The following is a 20,198-nucleotide window of genomic DNA, read 5'->3' on the forward strand; positions in this document are numbered from 1 at the left end:
GTGGTTGGCGCTAAAATGGGGTTGCGAAAGTATTAAAAAATTGTGTTAAGAACTAAAATTTTTAAAATAATTCACTTGTACCTAAATGGGCGTTTACAATACGCGTAATTTGCTGGCCCAGTTCTTTTGCATTGCCAATGCCTACGCTTTTAAGTGCCGCAAGTTGGTCGGTAGTTCTGGGCATTTTTTCGGCAATAGAAAGTAATGCTAAATCAGACAGTACCGCATAATCCTGAGTGCCACGTTGCTGCGCGATTGTTTTGCGCCATTCGACCAGGTTTTTATATACCTGAGGATTGGAAATCTCTTTTGGCTTGATGCTGGATTTAACCGGTTTTTTCTCGGGTTGTTTATTGCCAGCGGCGTGCAAGGTATTGATATAATCTTTGATCGAAAAGGGGTTCCACGAAATTTTAAATAAAGCCAGCTTGATCTGGAATGCATCTTTACAGTCGTTTAAAACTGTAAGTAATTTGTCAGAGTGCGTATCATTATAAAAGTTGATGGCCACAATTCTTGCCATTAAAGTAATGAGTTGTTCAAGTTTTGGAATAAAATAATCTGAGGCTTTCTGCAAACGTTCCATAAAAGCACTTTCATTTGCAGGATTTTCATTGGTGCTTATTTTCGAGAATTCCTTTGTAATGAAATTTCTGGCTACTTTAAAGATCTCGTGTTGAAAGATCTGGTTTCCCTGTTCGTAAATAGATAAAAAAGCATTCTTCTCGTCTTTGTCGATCAGTTTGGAGCGCCCGAGTTTCTCCCAATCTTTTGCAATCAGCGAAAAATCCAGAAGCTCATGAATCAATCCCCAGGCATATTGCTGCGTATAACGTGCCAGCAGATCAGCGGTAGGTTTATCCTGATGAGCAGCTTTTGTGAAACTGATTACTTTAGCATCGGTAATGATATTTTCGGAAACCACAGGCGATTTCAGGATCAGTCCTTCCAGGCTTCTGCAACGGCTTAATGCTACGTAAGCCTGTCCGTGGGTAAATGCGGTGCTCACATCAACTATTGCCTGGTCGAAGGTTAATCCCTGGCTTTTGTGCACGGTAATGGCCCAGGCTAGTTTAAATGGGTATTGCGAGAAGGATCCGGTACTGGTTTCGTCGATTTTATTTTCTTCGTTGCTCAGGCTATATTTAACATTTTGCCAGATTTCTTTTTCTACTTCGATTTCCCTGCCATCGTTGGTGAAAGTTACTTTTATCGAATCCTGACTGATTGCGGTAACTTTTGCCGCTTTTCCATTGTAGAATTGCTTTTTACCTGAAGAATCATTTTTGATAAAGATGACCTGTGCACCCAGCTTTAGCTGAAGTTTTTCGTCGGTAGGGTAGGCATCTTTAGGGAAATCGCCACTTACATCTGCATTGAATTCGAAAATTTCTCCGGGCAATTTTTGTAAACAGCCCTGGTTAATTTCATTAACCAATTGGTTATGTGTGGTGAGCGTAATGTAATCATCTTTCCATTCCTGATCTAAAGACGGATCGTAACGCTCATTCAGTTTGGCAAGAAGGCTGGCATTGAGACTGTTTTCCCGCATCCCGTTCAAAATGTCAAGAAATACGGGGTCTGATTGACGGTAAACTTTATCTAAAGTGAACGTAAGCATTGGCGTAGACCTGAAAATGAGGCTATCGAAAAAGTAGGGGCTGGAATAATAACTGCCCAGAATATGCCAGGCATCGTGAAAAATAGGAGAGAGCTGGTAAAGATCGCCGATCATTAACACCTGAACGCCACCAAAAGGACGGTTAGAGCCTTTAACACGCTTTAAAGTACGGTCGACAAAATCAATCAGATCAACCCTAACCATACTAATCTCATCAATGATCAATAAATCAAGGCAACGTAAGAGCCTTGTTTTTTCGTCTGAATATTTAAAATTGGTTTCAGCGTTTTCATCAACAACCGGAACCAGGGGACCGAACGGAATTTGAAAAAAGGAATGGAGCGTTACGCCACCAGCATTTATTGCCGCAACAGCGGTAGGTGCAACAATGGCGAAATTCTTTTTTGTGGTATCCCTAATCTTGCGTAGCAGGGTAGTTTTACCGGTTCCGGCTTTACCTGTTAAAAAAACAGGCTGATTGGTGGTGGCTAAAAAATCGAGAAGAAGTTGGTTGTCCGGGTCGGGCGTATTCATATCAATTACAAAATTAACCTATTCGAAATTGATTTGAGGACAGGTGAGCAGGCGTTTTATCAACATTTTTTAATGAGAAACGAGGCGCTGTAAAATGAAAATTAAAATTAAGCGCTTGAAAATGAGTTTGTATTCTTTCTTTTTATGAAAAAAGGGTGAAAACATTTTCCTAATTTCAATTCAAATTTGTAACATTGCACTCGCAAAAAAGGAATACCTTTTTTTCCGGGCCTATAGCTCAGCTGGTTAGAGTAGAAGACTCATAATCTTTTGGTCCCTGGTTCGAGCCCAGGTGGGCCCACTGCTTTAAACCCCTTTAAGGATGACTTAGAGGGGTTTTTTGTTGCTCTCCGTCGAAACTCAATTTTTCTGGGAAGATCGAACCAATTATTTCTCTTTTTATTCGTCACATTGTAACCATGTTTGGGTATTTCGGAAAAAGTGGGGAAGAAGCTATAAACATTAATCTTAAAACCGTTTAAAATTGGCCGCCTAAACACTGCAAAGGGTAATCACTGCATATTTGAAGCTGTTGAGAAATTAATTCTTTGCGGCATCTACATAAAAAATGGAGGGAACTTGCCTATATAGATATACATTATTTATGTATATTAGAACATGAATAACGCCTTTTCTCCTTATGATTTATGCCCTTGTGATAGTGGATTGAAAGCTAAATTTTGTTGCTTAGACGGGAATAGTTGGAATAAGAAACCTATAAAGTTAGTTGGAGAGAATCCAATCACTGGATATACACACAAGGGTTGTTACGCAAATAAAACAAATGATTGTAGCACTAAAATTTCTAAAGAACATTTAATATCAAACTACATTTTAGATAATTTAGGTAATGCCAAAGTCGTAAAAATAAAAGGACCTCCATACGGTAAACCTGAGGAAGTAAAAATCATGCCTAAAGCAGGTTTAGTTGCGAATGTTCTGTGTGTTCGTCACAACTCTCTACTGTCACCTTTTGATACTGAAATGGGTAAATTCCACAAAACGTTTAATAAGTATGAGAAGGAGTTAAATATTGAAAAACCAGTTAATGATATTTCTATTTTTTGTGGTGAAAACTTAGAAAAATGGATGTTGAAAACAGCATGTTCGTATATAGCCTCTAAACAAATCTACAGTGGTGATAAAAAGATTGAATGCGACATGAAAGATATCTACGTTGATATCCTTTATAATGACCAACCTTTTCCAGAGGGTTGGGGACTATATATTGATGCTGCGGAGGGAACAATTCAAACTCACAACTACATTGCTCCAAGTTTCATAATTAGAGGTACCACCTTAATGGTGGTTAAGATGATAATAAATAGCTTAGTTTTTTACTTGACGTTGGATAATCCCCAAACTATAAGAAAAGGTTTGATTTATCGTCCAAGAGGGATAGAAATCAAAAAGGGCAATGTAAAGAAGGTGATAGAAATTTGTTGGCAGGATAAAAAGTATAATCAAGGAGTATTTTTAACACATACTAGAAATATTAGTAGAACTCCTGAAGAATGGGATGAATGGGTCTTTAATAAAGATCACTAAGATGAGTATAAATAAAATACTTTAAATTATGACAATTACAACAATATTAGCAATTTGGGGATCACTACTTTCTACAGGGTTATTCGGCATTAAAATATGGGAATTTAGGCGAGATAGATTTAAGTTATCATCCGAACTGGCAATAAATGCAGGAGCGCCTGATACCAATATAATTGCCATCACAAACGATTATAAAAATCCAATTACTATAGGGAGATTAGAGTTATTCTGGGCTAAAAAGTTAAAAGATGAAAATACGCATAAATATATAGAAACAGGCTTTGAGTAAGAATGTTGTATTTCAATCCTGGCTTACGCGACTAAACAACTGAAATTTTCTGAAGAACGACATTTCGGAATACGTTCTAATAGTGGATATTTATATCTCCGCCTTTACATTGCGGGCAGGAAAAACCCCATCACGCAAATTTTGTATAAGATATGATATGCGATTTATTTTATAAGTTAAAAAATATAGAAAATGATAAACGAAAACTTTGTTTATTCTAGAATAGGTATGGCTTTAGTGTCGGCCCAAAGAGTTGAATTTATAACGGGGGAATTGTTGAAATATCTGGTAGAATATGATAAAGTTTTTCATGGAATTACCTCAGAAGAATTTTACAACGCCTCTAAAAAATCAAAAAATGCTCGAATGATGTTAGGGCAAATTTTTGGTCTTTTAAAACTTAATCCACAATTTTCTATAAATGATGAAATGGATACCTACCTAAAGCAACGAAACTTGTTAGTTCATGGTTTTTGGCATAATTGCTTAAATACAAAATCAGAAACCCAAAGTAAAATAGCGGTAGATTTTTGTAATACGTTTGGAAAGCTATCAAATAAGCTTGAAAGTTTTTTTAAGGGGTTTATGTATTTTTTAGCACTTAGACATGTCAAAGACAATGATCATCTCGATGAGGGGTTTAAAAGTTGGGACAATGATTTTGAGTTCTTCATGTCACAAGTTAAACAAAACAAATCTACCGGTACTTAATTGGATAAAAGAACCAATTCAGTCTTTCCATTTTAGAGTAGTGCCTGAGAATTGGCAATAACCATTCCCTAGTTTATATGAAACCAGAATCAATAAAAAGTTTAAAAGATTTGCAATTATGTCATGAAGAATTACCGACTTCAGGAATAGGTATTATTCAATATGCTTACGTCCATAGGCCAGAGATACAGCCATTTGTTTTGTATTCCGTAATGAAAAGTCATTTTGGTGAATCAAATGACCTAAGCTTTGATGAAGATAAAACCCAATGGCAGTACCTATTGAAGTTCAAGGATTTTTTCATTGAAGTGGGAGATTGGAAGCTTTTAAATACTTCAATTCGGGTTTACCACGAGCAAGATGATAGAGAACAAGCCGAACGTCACGCAAGACAAATAGAAACCCTGGTATTATCTAATGCCGATCGGCAAAGAAAAACAGTTGCATCTAAGATTAAGGAGTGTGATCATAAGCTTTTAGAAAATTCATTTATAACTTATTATCAGACAGCAGAAAATCTGCTTATTGTCTCCAAAGGCATCGATGATTACCGTCAGCAACTATGCTTCAAATTCTCCCCTTTGAAGCGGGTTTTACATAATTTATTGTTGAACTTCACGTAAAAACGTTAAAAATAGGTTACGAGATTTTACGTGCTAACATTTAGAATTATGGCAACCGTTAGCGCCAAGGTGTTTGAACACCACAAAAAAACAGATGGTACTTATAATGTAAAAATTTGTGTCCATCACAAAGACCAAAGGAAGTTTATTGACACCAATCACTATGTAGTCAAGAAACAATTGTCTTATTTTTCCTGACTTGCATTATTGCTACCGGAGCATTTATGGCGGGTACCACTATGAAAAATCCCTGCCAGCTTTTATTGTCGGATTCGGAGTTTGGATGTTATTTCTTTATCGGATCGGACGAAACAAAAAAGGCTGAGTTCAATGTAGCGTTTTCAACAATTTAATCGTATAAATAGCGGCCGGGAGGATGTTCTCAAGGACACCTTCTTCATGTGTGACAAATTAGTTTTTAAAAAAAATAATTATTTCATAGTCGTGACAGACACCAAATGCCCAATTAGCGGGAGTTAACTTAAAATATTAAATACTATTACCTAAGCTCAAAATAATATGCAAGCAAAAACAGTATTGACAGTTTTATTAATAAGTGTTGGAATAGCAGTCCAATCATGTAAACGAAATAACCCGGTTGTTCCAAAAAGCGAGCAAACCGTTCCGAAAATTGAAGATATTTTGAACGGAAATGATCAAAATCTGATCAACCTACTAAATAAGGTACGGGGAAGCGTTGGAAGACGTGGCCCCGGATCAAAAACAATTTGGAGTAGAAAAAACGATTATGGTTTGGGACTTTATATAAGCGCCAACCATGTTTATAACATATCCGGATGGAATTCCCGAAACGCCAAATTCTTTGACTTATCGTCCGAAAACATGGGCATTTTTGAATCATCGCAAATTCCTCCGACTAGTGGAGGTATCGATTTAGGTAATACACTGGTGGCAGATTTCCCCTTCATTCATTTTGATATTTCTTCCGGTGCCACTAATACGACCATACTGCCGGCAGAAGATTTTTATCTAGGAATAATTGATAATCAACGAACTCCGCAAGGTCCTTTTCCGAAATACCCTGAACTTGTTAAAACGTCTGAACCATTGCAACTATACGATCCCGAGCATAGGACAAAAGCAACCCAAACATGGAATACCGCTGTGGCAGGCGAAAAAGTCATTGCAGTTGGTTATCCTCAGGATGATATCAACTACCCTAACGGAGCAGTAGCTTATGGAAAAATATTATCCGATAAAGAAGCAGCGGAAGCAATCCAAAAATTGAAGATTGCAGGCGATGTCGAAGGAGATATCCCGTATAATGCGAGTGCCGAATTCTTTATAGAAGCGCAATCGATAGGTGGAATGAGCGGAGGGGGCGTATTTAATTCATCGGGGCAATTATTGGGAATTATGGTGAGAGGAAGCGATAAGGAAGGTGCTCCTAAAATCATAAGAGCAGTAAAAATATCCTATATTAAAGCTGTCTTAACAGAATTTTATAATGGTTTATCCGAAGTAGACAAGAACAAAGTAAGCCCATTTATAAGGGGCGAATTATGATAAATCGGCAGATTTAACCAAGGTAAGCTGCAGCCTCCTAAATACAGGGTATTTCAGATGTCTGCCAAAATTGACATCTTTGAATACCAAGGAAAAACCTATACTAATGAGATTACCAATTTTTATCCTATTGCTGTTGGGCTATAGTTTAACAGCAACAGCCCAACTTACAGTTAAGCTATATGAGGATAAATCGTATATCAACAAGTTGAAGCAACAATATGCTACATCGGGAAATGATAGTATAAAAAGCATCTTTGGCATTTAAGCTTTCTTACCAGGCTTATGTAGCACTTGGAAGCACCAATGAAAGCGTAATACATTTTGGTAGTGCTAATGATGATGGCTAACATTTATGCTATAAAGTGCATAACAAAATAGAATGGCTACTATGCCAATGATTACAAATCCTTTAAGATTGCCATAATCTGGATAAAGAATTAAGTTTCCGTTTAGTTATTCAAATTTATTGCGTTTAGACATTGGCATTTCTATTGAAATTTTTAATTAATTTAAAAACGATATAACTTCCTGCAAAAGCAAATGCAACATCTGCCAGAAGTGCTAAAAAGTCGAAATCTGTACTCGTACTGCCCTGTTGTGTTGCCAAATTGTATCCACTAACTTTAGTGTAAAATTTTAAAGGAAAACCGTATTGGTCTGCGCCGTCGGCATCATAACTTAAGCTTAAAGTGGACCAAGTGATGATGCCAAAAAGTAATATTCCTCCTAATAAAATTTTATAGCTATTTTTCATGTTTTCATGCTGAACAATGTGGTAATTAAGCTAACAAGTTTCCTCTTTTATTATCAAAAACCTCCTTGCCATTTTTCTCAATCAATTTATCTAGTAAAGCATTATATCCATTTGCAATTTTATACTCAAGCTCGTCTTTATAAAGAGGAAAAACGCTGTAAATATTTATAGTTTCTTCGGTTGTTTTAATTTCGGTAAATTCTTCATCAAAAGTTACGGAAGGCAAAATAATCAAACCTACATAATCAGTATCTCCGCTATAGGGTTCCATTTCAGTAGTGGCTTGTAAAGTATGGCCAATAGCCAGCCATGTATCGTAATGATGCGGAAAACGAGCGGTTTCTTTAAGCATTCCTATTATCCAATCATTCTCGTTTTCGCCCGGAAATATTTTGCCAAACTCAATGGCTTTAGGTAATAAAATCATCAACTCGGCAAATGTGTAAGTTTCAGGGTTTTCTACGCCGTCTGGAACAGTCATTTCCAACAAACTCATGCCCGAAGTTAAAAGGATGTTAAAACTATGTTTTGCTGAATTGATCAAATAAACATCCAAATGAAAATCTGGCGATACCATTTCATGAAAAACAGTAATTTCATCTGATTTATAAAATTTGTCTAAGTGATTTGCAATTGCTTCTCCGTGGTTGTCAAAATATGTTCTGTTGCGAAACTTTTCGTAAAATTCGTTCATATCAGTTCATTTGAATAAGCTGTTTTATTAAATAAATATATTGAATTTTAAGCTCACAATTGAGGATTTCCAGAATTCGCTGGGAATAATTAACTCAAGTTGCGGGTTAAAAAAGGTAAAATTAAGCATCAAAAAAGAGAAATTTGGTTTACCACAACTAAAGAACTCATGATGATGCTTACCAAAGATAAAATTAGTAGGAATATTTTGTTTTATAGATGATTTGTTGAAAACGAGTAGCGGTCATGGAGATAGCCGCAGGCAGGTAAGTGACAGCGAGATCATCACAACGGCGGTTGTGTCATCTTTGTACTTTGGGGCCCATCAGGTTAGAAAGCTCCATGCGGTGACTTTCGAAGGTTGGCTGTTGAGACTCTGTTTATATTCGCTTTTACTTTAAATAAGATAACACCTAACTAACAACTTGATTTAATTAAATATTTGTGGCGAATTACTTTTTATTCGTCACCTTAAAATTCATAGATTTTAATATTGAACATGATTATGTAATTGGCAAATAAATAATTCTTAAATTGAGCCTATGAAAAAAGTATTTCAAAGTATTGCTGTAACTTGTATTTTTATTCACATCCTGTAATGATTCGCCTAGTAAAAAGCAGGAAAGCATTTTATATGAAAAAGACGGCTTAAGTTTTCAATTTCCAGCACATTGGAAAGTAGAAAAAGATAAGCCAATAGATGGTGTTGCCAAAAGTAGATTCATCACTATCATTAATCATAAAATTATAAGAGGTCAAGAATTCATTATAATTACTGCATCGGATAGTACTGGAACTTTAAAAGAAACATTGGATAATCTCATCAAGCAATCAGAAATTAGTTATACCAGCGGAAATATTGAGTTTGGGGTATTAGATGAAGCCAAAGAATTTAAAATTGGTTCGCAAAAAGTACTTCGTCAGAATTTCGAAACCAATCAAAATAATACTTCAAATAGGGGGATTTTTAGTGTTTTTAATTCTGCTGGCAAAACATTTTCTTTTACAAGTATGGCTGAGGCAACTAATATAATAGCGCATACTGCTATTGTAGACTCTGTAATTAAATCGCTGAAAATCAAATAGCTATTCATCCAGTTTAAAGTTTTGGTACGAAATAGGTGCGGAAATTATTTAGCATTTAGAACGGATTTTGCCGGTTCGATCTCCGGTTAGTGTATATGAAACAACCCAGCCGTACTCAGGTCGAAGCAATTTTGGAAAAAGATATGTTCTTGTGTTCCTGATTTAAACCGTAAAAAATAACTAACAAAGTAATTTCAAATTCCGGAAAGGGATCAAGTTATTTATTTGTAAAGCAATAGGCCGTAAGCTTTGAAAAGGCTACTTCATCAATTTCCAATAGAACATCTCTTGATCTTCCCCAACTTTCTTAAAATTAAGGAAGGTTAATATTTGTTGTGAAGCCAAATTTTCCTTTGAACAACTCGCAGTAATGGCTTTGATTCCGGTCTGCTTAAATGCCCACTCTATTAGCCCTGAAGCTGCTTCTTTTGCATATCCTTTTTGAGTTTCACTTTTAATAATCCCATACCCAAGATCAATTTCACCATGTTCATTAGGAAGCCCCTTAAATCCAATGTCTCCAATTAATATATTTGTGCTTTTATTGAGCACCATCCATGACTCAAATCCAGAAGGATATTTTACTTTATTCAAATTATTTAAAATTCTGGGTAAAGTATCCAAAGTCTCCAAATCTGGCCATCCGTACCCGGGCGTAATACCTAAATCTGCAAGAAATGAAGTTGAACAAGACAATGCTTCCTCGCAAATCTGTATAGTAAACGGCAGCAACTTTAATCTATCTGTTTGAATCTGAAGTGACATAAACCTATATACCGTGTGAATGTTGATTAAATTTTATTGAGGCACAATGTTAATCAATTATTCCCGACCGACTGTATATTAGCATATCTTGTTAAGATATTGAAGGAAAAATCCTGTATAGAATAGATAACTATCCATTATCGTTAATGAGATTCTTTTATGTAACAAGGTACTATGTTATGTATCATAATATAAATATTTTCCATGAAAAAATGCTTTTTTATATTTAGAGTTATAATGCTTTGTTTAATTTCTATTCCGTGCTGGTCACAAACAGAAAAATTGCTTACAGATAATCCCCTCAAAAACAAATTAGATAGGGCTGTCCAGGTAGCTGCAGCAGATTATATGGCTAATCCGGGCACGGTTGGTCTTTCAATCGCTATTTATCAAGATGGACGAAGTTCAATGTACAACTATGGTGAATCAAAAAAAGGAACAGGTGAACTAATTAAAGCAAATCAATTGTTTAATTTAGGTTCTGTGGCAAAGACATTTATTGGAATTATGCTTGCACAAGCTGTAATAGATAAAAGAGCAAACTTACAAGACGACATCCGTAAATATCTCCCGGGAAAGTATCCTAACTTGCAATACCAAGGTCGCCCCGTAAGGTTGATTGACATAGCCAATCATACGTCTGGTCTGCCGAAGTCATCCAGAAATTTTCCGGCAAAAATTATGGATAGCATAAAGAATATAAGTCTTCCCAAACAGCTTGATTTTTTTGCCCGGTATAATCAGGATACACTATTGAAAGATATGCATGATTTTAAGCTTGACACTATACCCGGTACCAAGTACGAATATAACGGCAACGCCATGACAATCCTTATTCTTTTACTTGAACGCATATATCATCAACCGTATGAGCTGTTAGTAACAAATTACCTTAAAAACCACCTTGGCCTTTACGATACAAGAACGAAAATTCCTGTGAACCAGTTAAACCGTTTTATTCAGGGATATAAAGATGCATCACGTCCTGTACAATGGTATGATCTCACAAATAAAAAAACTAATGAGATTAATACTAACCTTTTTTACCCTGGTGGGCCAAGTATGAATTCAACCATGGCAGATATGCTTAAATATGTAATCGCTAATGTTGAAGAAACCGACCCGGCTATAAGATTATCACACAAGGAAACTTACCATCAAACAGACAGTACGGGTGTAGGTTTAAGTTGGATGATTGGCAATGATAATGGAAAACGCTTTCTTTACCATAGTGGCCGAACAGGTATTGGATTTAGCACACTTTGTATCGCCTATCCTGAAGACAAAATGGGGATCATGATACTTGTTAATGATAACCTTAGTCAAGACAACATATCCATTTTAAGCGACAAGATTAAAATTGCACTAATGGAATGATGACTTATTCTCATTATTCCCTCGCTTTTTAATAAGAGGCTGGCTTACAATATAATTTAAATGGTCTTTTAAGTCCTCCTGCATTTTGCTATTATTATGTATTATAAATAGCTGAGCTTGACCAGGCTCCTACAGAATAGTACTAAAAGCGGTTTTTAAATGTACTTTGAACTTGCTCCGGCATACACATGTTATGTGTTTCCATGCAGGAATAATGATTATAGCAAGTTGAGGCATTGATTATCATAATTCTTTAATTTATATTGGACCCTTAAGGAAACATCTATTAATGGCCGGAAATAAAATTTATCAAACGATAACCTTCATATTAATATCTTGCTCTGTGCTTCTTTCGTATGGACAAACATTAAACTTGAATTCTAATATCAATCATGCTGACCGATTAAGACAAGATTTTACTTTTTTTAGAAATAGTATTCAAAATACGTATCCATCACTTAACCGATATTCTGATGAAAAGACGATGAGTGCTGTATTTGACAGTTGCTATGCTTCGATCAGTGAAAAAACCACCGATTTAGAGTTTTACAAAATGCTAAAAATTTTAATGAGTAAAATGAAGGATGGACACCTATATTGTAGTTTGCCACCTGCATTAGAAACTTTTCGGAGTGAGAGGGCATCGTTTTTTCCAGTAAAACTCCGGTTTATTGACGGTAAAGCATGGGTGGATGCTGTCGCTGCTCCCCAAATCCCTGCGGGGTCTGAAATTATCTCCATTAATAAACGACCTATCAACGCTGTAATACCTGAGTTATTTAAGTATATAGTGTCTGATGGAAATATTCAGACTAAAAAATATCACATTTTAAACAACTTCTTTTATTTCTATTATTTCATAGAATTTGGTGAGACACCTTTCTTTGATGTTGATTACAAGTTGAAAGATGGGCAAATAAAAAGTATAAAAATAAAGGCTGATCTTGAAAAAAACATACTTAAAAATGAAAACACGGATGTCCATCAACCACTTCTTGATTTTTCTATAAAATCTAACCAGATTGCATTAATTACCATAAGGAGCTTTGAACCGTCAGAACTAAAAATAGATTATAGTGATTTTCTGAAGAATACTTTCAAGAAAATAAGAGATCTTAATATAAAAAAATTGATAATCGATCTTCGTGGAAATACTGGTGGACGAGATACTTACGGTAGCCAGCTTTATTCTTATTTGGCAAATAAACCATTTAAGTATTACAAGAGCTTGCAGACAATCTCAATGAAAATGGATTTTGATAAATTCAAAAGCAATGTGTCTTCCTATAATAACCTGACACCTAAAATGTTTAAAAAGATACATGATAATCGATATCAATTAACGAAAGAAGCTCATCCAAATCTTGAAATTATATATCCCGATCAATCTTATAATGGTGAAGTATGGTTTTTAATTGACGGATTGTCATTCTCTACAACAGCGGAATTCTGTGCGATAGCCTACAGCAACAAGCGTGGAAAGTTTATTGGAGAAGAAACAGGTGGGACATATGATGGAAACACATCTGGTGTACAGTCCGAACTGGTTTTGCCGAATACAAAAATGGAGATTTCATTTGGTACAGTTAAATACGAAATGGCAGTTAAGACCGCAAAGGAGATTGGAAGGGGGATTATTCCAGAATATAAGATTCAGCCGACATCGCAAGATATCATCAATAAGAACGATGTACAACTAAATTTCGCATTCCAGTTAGCAGGTCAAGATAACAATTGATCGACAGTTGTCATTATTCCTTGGTATTTGGATCGTTTCGGAATTTCATGGATTTATGATATTTATTGGCACTATTCTACGTCAGTAAATCCTAACTTAAATAAATATATTTTTATTTTGGGATTTCATTTAGAGTGTGCAATAAATTTAACGAGATCGACATATGTTCATTAATAAATTAATAATATTCTGCCTAAAATTAGTTTTGATGATGGGTTTTTGATAATTTGTGTCAACAAAGACGAAGGTTTATGTTTAACAAGTTGATCATTATTGGTGTGTCAACTCCTGGTTAGTTCATCCTGGGAGGATAGGCGGTTTCTATATAAAATATTCCATCAATTACCTGGTTAAGATCCATAGATTGGAACCTGTTACCCAAAAGCCTGCTTTCTATGCCGGCATCGATTTTTTTATTTGCAGATGTTTTCCGAAAACTTGTAAACGCATATGCGTAACCTTTTTTACCCAATTGTCCTTCGTAGCTCTCTTTAGGAGGTTCTTTTAATTTATGTGTGATTATTGAGCCGGCTTTTCCTTTATAGCTTGTAAAACCGATGGTAAATAAGTTTTTGTTTAGCTTTTGACGCAGGTACTCACCCATTGGAATGAAAGTTTCATATTCTTTGCTGTTAACGGATTTTTGATTATAGATAAAATGTGATGTGGCACCCCAACAAATTATTTTTTCACTCTTAAATCTTTGCTCGACTAAGTTCAATAGATTCTCTGCCATGATGCTGTCCCTAAAATTCTCATTACTAAATCGACGCTTTGAATCATTCCTTAAATTAGAAACAACTTTTAACCAGAACCCGTTTTCATTCTGGTTGGCTGCATTAGCATTATTTGATATAAAATCCGAAATCTTTCTTGCAAATTTTCCAATCAAAGAGGTATCGGTTGCAGATGGTTTTTTATAAAAGTTTGAATATTTGATTTGTCGCTGGAGAGCAGATTCAAAATTTATCCAATCCGGATCTTTCCTAATTTTGGATGCACCGATGTCCTTCAGAAATGCGCTCAAATCCCCGAAAAGATATTTTTTTGATAAACTACCACTAAACTGGGTATCAAATCCTGTAACAATTAGAGGTGCAAAGGTTTTTTGCGTATATAAAATATATTCTTCTAATTCAGCCAGGGACTTATTGTCCCAAACACCAAAAACAGCCTCCTTTAATATCCCTTTAGATTTACGCTGTGCCAATAGTTCAGCTGCCTTGCTACAATCAAAGTAACCACTTTCAAAAGCAAGAATATTAAAGCCAAGTTTTTCATGTAGATATTTTACAAGCTGAATTTTTGCATCAAAAGTTGCACCGTCGAAATGTGTCTGTTCGCCCAAAGTCACTACCCGTACGCCTTCGAAATTTTTATTCAAGATTTCTAAATTTGAAAACCGGCCATTGTTATCACTATGGATCTGTACAGTTACCTCATCTATTCTGTTAGACTGTGCACCGCAAAGGAGCGGGATAGCAAGGGTGAATATTAGTAAATATCTATTAATCATACGGCCAAATATATCCGATGGATAAGACCTTCAGATATTGTTTAACTAACTTTAACAATTCTTTTCAAATTACCTGGTCCGATAGAAATCATCCTGGATTTGCCTGGAGTTGTGAGTATCACATACATCAATATCTGATAATAAGGAACGCTTCAAAACATTAAGGTCAAACCGTTATATTGGCTTTTTAGAATTTATTTTTTAATCAATGATTATCATAAATTCATTTCACTAATCAAATCAATTTTGGATTTTTGATAATTTGGATTAACTAAAAACGAAGATATTCTTGTAACGAATTACCATTGTTTCAATCTCAAATGATAATGCACGCTAATTTTTAAACGCAGCTTTATTACCTAATTTTGTCACTTCAACTAATATTTCTACTTTAGAACACCTGAATATATAAGTGCTTATCATTACCGTACAATGAGAAAAATCTTCACTATCCTACTGCTTTTCTTCTTTTTTCATCAATTACAAGCACAAGTTCACATATCTGATAAGATTGATACGACCTCACAAAAAGCTAAAGATTTTTGTCGTTTTATTAAGGTTTACATGGGTCAGGATACCACTACAAATAAGTTATGGCATCCTAAATATAAAAACAGGTCTTTCTACGATTATAATATGGACTGGCTGTGGAACAGGTATTCACCAAAAAAGTTTGCAACGAAATTTGATCTTCAACTGGTAGAATTGCAGTCCATTAATGATACCTTATCTTACTTTAAACTGCTTGCCCGCAGTAAGCCGGATAAAGAGGGCAATACTTATGTTAATATTTATAAATATTATATCGTAAATAAAGACGGGAATTATTACCTGGATAATTGTAAGGCGTATGATTCAAAACTCTTTGTTAGGTATGAAACTAAAAATATTCATTTCTACCTTTCGCCTTTTTATACGATTAGTAAAAAGGCTATGGACAGGGCGAGCGAAAGCCTGGATTCGATACGCAAAATATTAAAACGCCCGGTATTGAAACAGCCCATTGAATACTACATGTGTTCCAATGAAGGGGAACTAAATAACCTGGCTAATATTATTATCTGGGGTAATGGCGGTCTCACTGGCTTTACCAACAATGTGGATGGGTATATTGTAGGCATTAACAACAACCCTTCTTACCAGCATGAGTTTATTCACGCAGTTTTAGGCCCAGGCGCCAATTGCTTCTTCTTACAGGAGGGGATAGCTACTTTGTACGGTGGTACCGACAAGGGTAAAACTACTTACATTAAAGGCATTCAGGAACTTAAAACATGTTATAACAGTGGTAATTGTAGTTTTGATAAATTGTACGCCAGGGAAGTTAATGGTAAATACAACAGTGCGCTTACCTACACATTTGCAGCTGCCTGTTGCAATTATTTGATTAAACAATACGGAATAAATTTTCTCTACCAGTTATATTATGATAAGAGCATTACTTCTGATAATTTTTTAGAAAAAGTTATGCTAAAAACCGGGAAGAGCAGGGAAGATCTAAAAAAAGTTATAGAAAAGGAAATCTTATAGTATAGCCCTCAACTGCTTTAATCTACTTTGGTTATTAGCGAAATCATAAACCGTAACATTTGATAATCAGAAGCAAAGATATGCCTGCATTTAATCTTTTTATAACTACATGAGATATATAACCATATTCTGCCTGTTTTTCAGCTTCAGCTCTTTTAGTCAGGAAAAAAAATATGATCTTGCCATAAAAAATGCAAAAATTTTCGACGTTAAAACTGGATTAGTCGGCCCGAAACAGGTCATCCTTATAAAAAATGGTATCATTGGTAATATTCTTAAAAACACTGGCAAATTCGCTGCAAAAAAAACCATTGATGCGCAAGGAAAACTGGTAACCCCAGGTTTTATTGATGCGCACATCCATCCCACAGATGTATTTGGAGACTATGACAAAGCACCTGAGTATTTGGTAAAAGATTCATTGCTTGTATATAGACAGCGCCTAACTGATGCCTATCTTCCTTGCGGGATCACTACCGTTATGATGATGGGGCAACCGGAAAAGTGGCTCAAGCCAATCCTGGACTGGTCGGTTAACCCGCTCCCGAATCATATCAATATTTATACAGCTGGTGCAGCCATTATCTCAAAAGAAGACAGACCAACCTATATTGGTCACGTAGTTGTTGAAAGTCCCTTGGCGGCAAAGAAGAAAATTGAAGCGTATTACCGGCTTGGCATCAGGCATATTAAACTCTACTGGAGGCTAAGAGATTCCGAGTTTAAAATTGCTTTTAAAACTGCAGATAGCTTAGGCATGAGGGTTTATGGTCATATTGACCAAAATGTAATGACTATGGATCAAACTTTAGATATTGGTTTAAAAAATTATGAACATCTGGTCACCATCGCTTATAGTGTAATCAAAGAGAATAAAGATTGGGATACATTTAATAAAGAATTCACCGGGCACTATGGAGAAGTAAAAACACACTCCGATATACTGAAAATGTTTTTAGAGATGTTCAGATATATTGACGAACATAAACAGGCTGAAATTAATATTTTGATTGATAAGCTCGCAAATCAAAATGCTACGTTTTCAACCAGCATAAATATTCTGGCTGAATTATTTCAGGCAGGTTCCCTTGCCGATTCATCCTCGTTACTAAATCAACAAACAAGGACAGAGGAAAACTTTGAAATTTTCATGAAGTATGTTAAACGGATGCAAGAGAAAGGAATTAAATTAAGGATCGGAACAGACATGGCAAACGGTGGAAAGTCGCTTCAGGCCGAGCAATTATTGCTATTTAAAAGTGGGTTTTCAATATCTTCTATATTACAAATCTGTACGATTAACGGAGCGCAGGCTTTAGGGATTGATTCAAAAGTTGGCTTAATCGAGAAAGGTAAGCGGGCTGATCTGCTGATCTGGCATCAAAGCCCATTTGACAATGCAAACAATTTTCTGTCCGAAAGCATAATCATTAAAGATGGAATGGTATATGAACAATCAATAAAATAGAATGCTCAGATAATATATTTACTTAGAAAAGTTTATCATTATTTCACTGAATGATATGTTTGATGGAAAGCAAAATCTTTAATAAGACTATGTTGGAGGTATAAAACAATCTTTGGGAAATGTCGGCGATTTATTTACCAGTCGATCCACTTTATAAGAAGTGGCATATCATGAGATTGTTAGTTAGGGATGATAGCTTAAATTTCGGCCTTATTATCTAAACTAACTTTACAGAAAAACTAAGGTATTTGTGCAACCCCTATATCATTATTCCAACAATTTTTGATAATGATACTAGTTCATATGCTCAACGTGTTTTCAAATTTAGTATGTTGCGCAACATTTTAATTCTAAAACTGTCTTTTTGAAAGCCACTATATAACCGACATGAAAAATTTTCTTTTTTTGTTATTTTTTCTGACAACAATAATCAGCTATTCACAAGAAAAAAATGATATTTCAATAGGCAAAACCTACAAAACCTACTCAAAGATTCTCGGGGAAGAAAGGCAATATTTTGTATATCTTCCTGAAAGTGCATCTGAGAAAATATTTGGCAAACAAAAATATCCCGTAATTTATTTGTTAGACGGTGAGCAACATTTTCAGGGACTTGCAGCTATGATGGAAAACATGGGTTCACTAAGGGTTTTTCAGGAGTGTATTATTGTAGCTATACCAAACATCGACAGGATAAGAGATTTTACTCCGACACACATAACTTCAGGAATATTTTTAGACAGCGTCTCAGCCAAATCATCAGGCGGAGGGAAAAAATTTACGGCTTTTCTGCAGAAAGAACTGATTCCCGAAATTGAATCCAAATATCCAACTGCACCGTACCGTATGTTGATAGGACATTCTTTGGGCGGGCTATTTGTTATTAACACCCTACTGAAGCATACAGAATTATTTAATTCATACATTTCAATAGACCCTGCTTTATGGTACGACAACTCTAAGCTGACAAAAGAAGCAGAGCATATACTTTCCGATAAAAAGTTTAATAACAGAAACGTATTTATTTCTGTTGCTAATGGTTTTAAAAATAAGCTTGATACGGCAGAAGTTAGAAAAACAATAACTCCTTTTAATGATGCTGTTCTTGCCATGGACAGATTGAAAAGTGCCCTACAAAGAAATGGCAACAAGAAATTACTTTGGAAAATTAAATATTATGAGGAAGAAGGTCATAATACTGCACCGTTTATCAGTGAGTATGACGGGCTTCATTATATTTTTCGAGATTATAACTTCCTGTCCGTTGACAACTACGATTTATTTAATGCCTCTGTTAAAGACAAAACAATTTTGGATGCACTGAAGGCTGGATACAAACAAATATCTAAATCAATGGGCTATGAAATACTGCCCTCAGAAAGTATAGTCAACAATATGGGTTATGTTTTTTTAAGAGCTAATAAATTCGAATCTGCATATCATTTCTTTCAAATGAATGAAATAAACTACCCATATAGTTTCAACGTGTATGATGCTTTGGGTGATTATCATTCAGCTAAAGGAGAAAAAGAAGAGGCTAAAAAGTATTACATTAAAGCTCTATCTATTTTAGATTACCCTGAAACTGCTGCTAAGCTCAAAGCTTTAAAATAAGATATTGTGACTGGATTAATATAGATTCTCATCATTAACCGACAAAGATTAATAATATAAGGGTGCTACAACAAAGTAGCCTCTTTTTTATACCTTTTTTTACCACAAATCAAAAGATGATGGATAAAGATAAGCATTTGGTCGGTCAGCCAGTATTTAAACAGATGATAGATTTTCTTCCCAAGACGAAATTCGACAAACTGGCTATTGAACATGGCGTAAACTGTTATTATAAGGCGTTTCCAGCTTGAATATAACTGCCGAAAAACAATCAGGTGTGCTCAAAGAGGAATATATTCATTTATAGTAAAAGAAAGAAAAAACAGAAAAAGTACAGTATTTGAGAAAATAATTTCTAATACAACATAAAGGAAGGCTGTACCTTATTCTTTTTTTAACATCCTCAGAACTATATTAATGGGCAGGTGGATTATCTTTGTTTAATAGCTGTACAATTTTTTCCAGCATTGCGAAAATATCAAACGGTTTTTTTATAAATTCTTCTGCCCGGCAACCACTGTTCATCTGTTGCAGATCGGCATGTGCACTCATCATAATTACTGGTGTGGCTGAAGTTTTTGGTGACGACTTTAACATCTTGCATACCTCAAGGCCATTCCCGTCAGGTAACATTACATCCAGTATGAAAAGATGCGGACTGGAATCCTTTTTGGTTAAAAAATTATTTACGGTAGTGTAGCATTCGACCTGATAACCTTCTTCTAAAAGAAGAAACTGTAATATATCTCTAATGCCTTCGTCATCTTCAAGGATTCCGATCAGTTTGTTCATAGTATCTTA

At 35.2% G+C, this 20,198-nt stretch carries 19 protein-coding genes and 1 tRNA gene; 14 read left to right on the forward strand and 6 right to left on the reverse strand.

What is annotated here, in order from left to right:
• Positions 1–61 precede the first annotated feature (61 nt).
• Positions 62–2,155, reverse strand: a complete 2,094-nt coding sequence (locus IM793_RS05555; protein ID WP_193420109.1) for an HRDC domain-containing protein — start codon at positions 2,153–2,155, stop codon at positions 62–64.
• A 227-nt stretch (positions 2,156–2,382) separates the two neighbouring features.
• Between IM793_RS05555 and IM793_RS05560 the strand changes: the two genes are divergently transcribed.
• The 7 genes from IM793_RS05560 to IM793_RS05590 all read left to right on the forward strand — a co-directional run bounded on the left by IM793_RS05560 (position 2,383) and on the right by IM793_RS05590 (position 7,121).
• Positions 2,383–2,456, forward strand: a tRNA-Ile gene (locus IM793_RS05560).
• A 317-nt stretch (positions 2,457–2,773) separates the two neighbouring features.
• Entirely contained in the window at positions 2,774–3,703 is a 930-nt protein-coding gene (locus IM793_RS05565) for a hypothetical protein (RefSeq protein ID WP_132404127.1), read from the forward strand.
• Between the two features lie 28 nt (positions 3,704–3,731).
• On the forward strand, positions 3,732–3,992 hold the full coding sequence (locus IM793_RS05570; protein ID WP_132404130.1) for a hypothetical protein: 261 nt from the start codon (positions 3,732–3,734) through the stop codon (positions 3,990–3,992).
• A gap of 192 nt (positions 3,993–4,184) precedes the next feature.
• Complete coding sequence (locus IM793_RS05575) at positions 4,185–4,703, forward strand: hypothetical protein (protein WP_132404133.1); 519 nt, start codon at positions 4,185–4,187, stop codon at positions 4,701–4,703.
• Between the two features lie 77 nt (positions 4,704–4,780).
• The gene (locus tag IM793_RS05580; RefSeq protein ID WP_132404136.1) at positions 4,781–5,326 is read left to right on the forward strand and encodes a hypothetical protein; all 546 of its coding nucleotides are present in this window, start codon (positions 4,781–4,783) and stop codon (positions 5,324–5,326) included.
• Between the two features lie 519 nt (positions 5,327–5,845).
• Complete coding sequence (locus IM793_RS05585; protein WP_193420110.1) at positions 5,846–6,853, forward strand: serine protease; 1,008 nt, start codon at positions 5,846–5,848, stop codon at positions 6,851–6,853.
• Positions 6,854–6,959: 106 nt separating this feature from the next.
• On the forward strand, positions 6,960–7,121 hold the full coding sequence (locus IM793_RS05590) for a hypothetical protein (protein ID WP_193420111.1): 162 nt from the start codon (positions 6,960–6,962) through the stop codon (positions 7,119–7,121).
• Positions 7,122–7,328: 207 nt separating this feature from the next.
• On the opposite strand, the gene IM793_RS05595 is transcribed toward IM793_RS05590, so the two are convergent.
• Both IM793_RS05595 and IM793_RS05600 read right to left on the reverse strand, forming a co-directional pair.
• On the reverse strand, positions 7,329–7,610 hold the full coding sequence (locus IM793_RS05595; protein WP_193420112.1) for a hypothetical protein: 282 nt from the start codon (positions 7,608–7,610) through the stop codon (positions 7,329–7,331).
• A 25-nt stretch (positions 7,611–7,635) separates the two neighbouring features.
• Positions 7,636–8,304, reverse strand: coding sequence for a suppressor of fused domain protein (locus IM793_RS05600; RefSeq protein WP_193420113.1), 669 nt, complete (start codon positions 8,302–8,304; stop codon positions 7,636–7,638).
• An 809-nt stretch (positions 8,305–9,113) separates the two neighbouring features.
• Here IM793_RS05600 and IM793_RS05605 point away from each other — a divergent pair.
• Positions 9,114–9,389 (forward strand): hypothetical protein, encoded by a 276-nt coding sequence (locus tag IM793_RS05605; RefSeq protein ID WP_193420114.1) that lies wholly within the window; start codon positions 9,114–9,116, stop codon positions 9,387–9,389.
• A 258-nt stretch (positions 9,390–9,647) separates the two neighbouring features.
• Here IM793_RS05605 and IM793_RS05610 read toward each other — a convergent pair whose 3' ends face one another.
• The gene (locus IM793_RS05610) at positions 9,648–10,154 is read right to left on the reverse strand and encodes a GNAT family N-acetyltransferase (RefSeq protein WP_193420115.1); all 507 of its coding nucleotides are present in this window, start codon (positions 10,152–10,154) and stop codon (positions 9,648–9,650) included.
• A 204-nt stretch (positions 10,155–10,358) separates the two neighbouring features.
• Here IM793_RS05610 and IM793_RS05615 point away from each other — a divergent pair, with 204 nt between their 5' ends.
• Together IM793_RS05615 and IM793_RS05620 are read left to right on the forward strand one after the other, a co-directional pair.
• Positions 10,359–11,531 carry a serine hydrolase gene (locus tag IM793_RS05615; RefSeq protein WP_193420116.1) on the forward strand — a complete coding sequence of 391 codons (1,173 nt, stop codon included), beginning with the start codon at positions 10,359–10,361 and terminating at the stop codon, positions 11,529–11,531.
• A 373-nt stretch (positions 11,532–11,904) separates the two neighbouring features.
• Entirely contained in the window at positions 11,905–13,269 is a 1,365-nt protein-coding gene (locus IM793_RS05620) for a S41 family peptidase (RefSeq protein ID WP_193420117.1), read from the forward strand.
• A 292-nt stretch (positions 13,270–13,561) separates the two neighbouring features.
• Here IM793_RS05620 and IM793_RS05625 read toward each other — a convergent pair whose 3' ends face one another.
• Positions 13,562–14,653: an erythromycin esterase family protein gene (locus tag IM793_RS05625; RefSeq protein ID WP_193420118.1), complete on the reverse strand. Its 1,092-nt coding sequence runs from the start codon at positions 14,651–14,653 to the stop codon at positions 13,562–13,564.
• A 564-nt stretch (positions 14,654–15,217) separates the two neighbouring features.
• Between IM793_RS05625 and IM793_RS05630 the strand changes: the two genes are divergently transcribed.
• The 4 genes from IM793_RS05630 to IM793_RS25100 all read left to right on the forward strand — a co-directional run bounded on the left by IM793_RS05630 (position 15,218) and on the right by IM793_RS25100 (position 19,648).
• Positions 15,218–16,315 (forward strand): hypothetical protein, encoded by a 1,098-nt coding sequence (locus IM793_RS05630; protein WP_193420119.1) that lies wholly within the window; start codon positions 15,218–15,220, stop codon positions 16,313–16,315.
• A gap of 109 nt (positions 16,316–16,424) precedes the next feature.
• The gene (locus IM793_RS05635) at positions 16,425–17,783 is read left to right on the forward strand and encodes an amidohydrolase family protein (protein ID WP_193420120.1); all 1,359 of its coding nucleotides are present in this window, start codon (positions 16,425–16,427) and stop codon (positions 17,781–17,783) included.
• Positions 17,784–18,170: 387 nt separating this feature from the next.
• Positions 18,171–19,397: an alpha/beta hydrolase-fold protein gene (locus tag IM793_RS05640; protein ID WP_193420121.1), complete on the forward strand. Its 1,227-nt coding sequence runs from the start codon at positions 18,171–18,173 to the stop codon at positions 19,395–19,397.
• A 119-nt stretch (positions 19,398–19,516) separates the two neighbouring features.
• Complete coding sequence (locus tag IM793_RS25100) at positions 19,517–19,648, forward strand: DUF4372 domain-containing protein (protein WP_227256165.1); 132 nt, start codon at positions 19,517–19,519, stop codon at positions 19,646–19,648.
• Positions 19,649–19,811: 163 nt separating this feature from the next.
• On the opposite strand, the gene IM793_RS05650 is transcribed toward IM793_RS25100, so the two are convergent.
• Positions 19,812–20,189 (reverse strand): response regulator transcription factor, encoded by a 378-nt coding sequence (locus tag IM793_RS05650; protein WP_193420123.1) that lies wholly within the window; start codon positions 20,187–20,189, stop codon positions 19,812–19,814.
• Positions 20,190–20,198: the final 9 nt, after the last annotated feature.

The sequence above is a fragment of the Pedobacter sp. MR2016-19 genome, assembly GCF_014947265.1.
In the GTDB taxonomy this organism is placed as follows: domain Bacteria; phylum Bacteroidota; class Bacteroidia; order Sphingobacteriales; family Sphingobacteriaceae; genus Pedobacter.

What these genes read in the sequence shown, in the direction of transcription:
- IM793_RS05555 (WP_193420109.1), bottom strand. Translation starts at nt 2,155, where the DNA reads ATGAATACGCCCGACCCGGACAACCAACTTCTTCTCGATTTTTTAGCC.
- IM793_RS05565 (WP_132404127.1), top strand. Translation starts at nt 2,774, where the DNA reads ATGAATAACGCCTTTTCTCCTTATGATTTATGCCCTTGTGATAGTGGA.
- IM793_RS05570 (WP_132404130.1), top strand. Translation starts at nt 3,732, where the DNA reads ATGACAATTACAACAATATTAGCAATTTGGGGATCACTACTTTCTACA.
- IM793_RS05575 (WP_132404133.1), top strand. Translation starts at nt 4,185, where the DNA reads ATGATAAACGAAAACTTTGTTTATTCTAGAATAGGTATGGCTTTAGTG.
- IM793_RS05580 (WP_132404136.1), top strand. Translation starts at nt 4,781, where the DNA reads ATGAAACCAGAATCAATAAAAAGTTTAAAAGATTTGCAATTATGTCAT.
- IM793_RS05585 (WP_193420110.1), top strand. Translation starts at nt 5,846, where the DNA reads ATGCAAGCAAAAACAGTATTGACAGTTTTATTAATAAGTGTTGGAATA.
- IM793_RS05590 (WP_193420111.1), top strand. Translation starts at nt 6,960, where the DNA reads ATGAGATTACCAATTTTTATCCTATTGCTGTTGGGCTATAGTTTAACA.
- IM793_RS05595 (WP_193420112.1), bottom strand. Translation starts at nt 7,610, where the DNA reads ATGAAAAATAGCTATAAAATTTTATTAGGAGGAATATTACTTTTTGGC.
- IM793_RS05600 (WP_193420113.1), bottom strand. Translation starts at nt 8,304, where the DNA reads ATGAACGAATTTTACGAAAAGTTTCGCAACAGAACATATTTTGACAAC.
- IM793_RS05610 (WP_193420115.1), bottom strand. Translation starts at nt 10,154, where the DNA reads ATGTCACTTCAGATTCAAACAGATAGATTAAAGTTGCTGCCGTTTACT.
- IM793_RS05615 (WP_193420116.1), top strand. Translation starts at nt 10,359, where the DNA reads ATGAAAAAATGCTTTTTTATATTTAGAGTTATAATGCTTTGTTTAATT.
- IM793_RS05630 (WP_193420119.1), top strand. Translation starts at nt 15,218, where the DNA reads ATGAGAAAAATCTTCACTATCCTACTGCTTTTCTTCTTTTTTCATCAA.
- IM793_RS05635 (WP_193420120.1), top strand. Translation starts at nt 16,425, where the DNA reads ATGAGATATATAACCATATTCTGCCTGTTTTTCAGCTTCAGCTCTTTT.
- IM793_RS05640 (WP_193420121.1), top strand. Translation starts at nt 18,171, where the DNA reads ATGAAAAATTTTCTTTTTTTGTTATTTTTTCTGACAACAATAATCAGC.
- IM793_RS25100 (WP_227256165.1), top strand. Translation starts at nt 19,517, where the DNA reads ATGGATAAAGATAAGCATTTGGTCGGTCAGCCAGTATTTAAACAGATG.
- IM793_RS05650 (WP_193420123.1), bottom strand. Translation starts at nt 20,189, where the DNA reads ATGAACAAACTGATCGGAATCCTTGAAGATGACGAAGGCATTAGAGAT.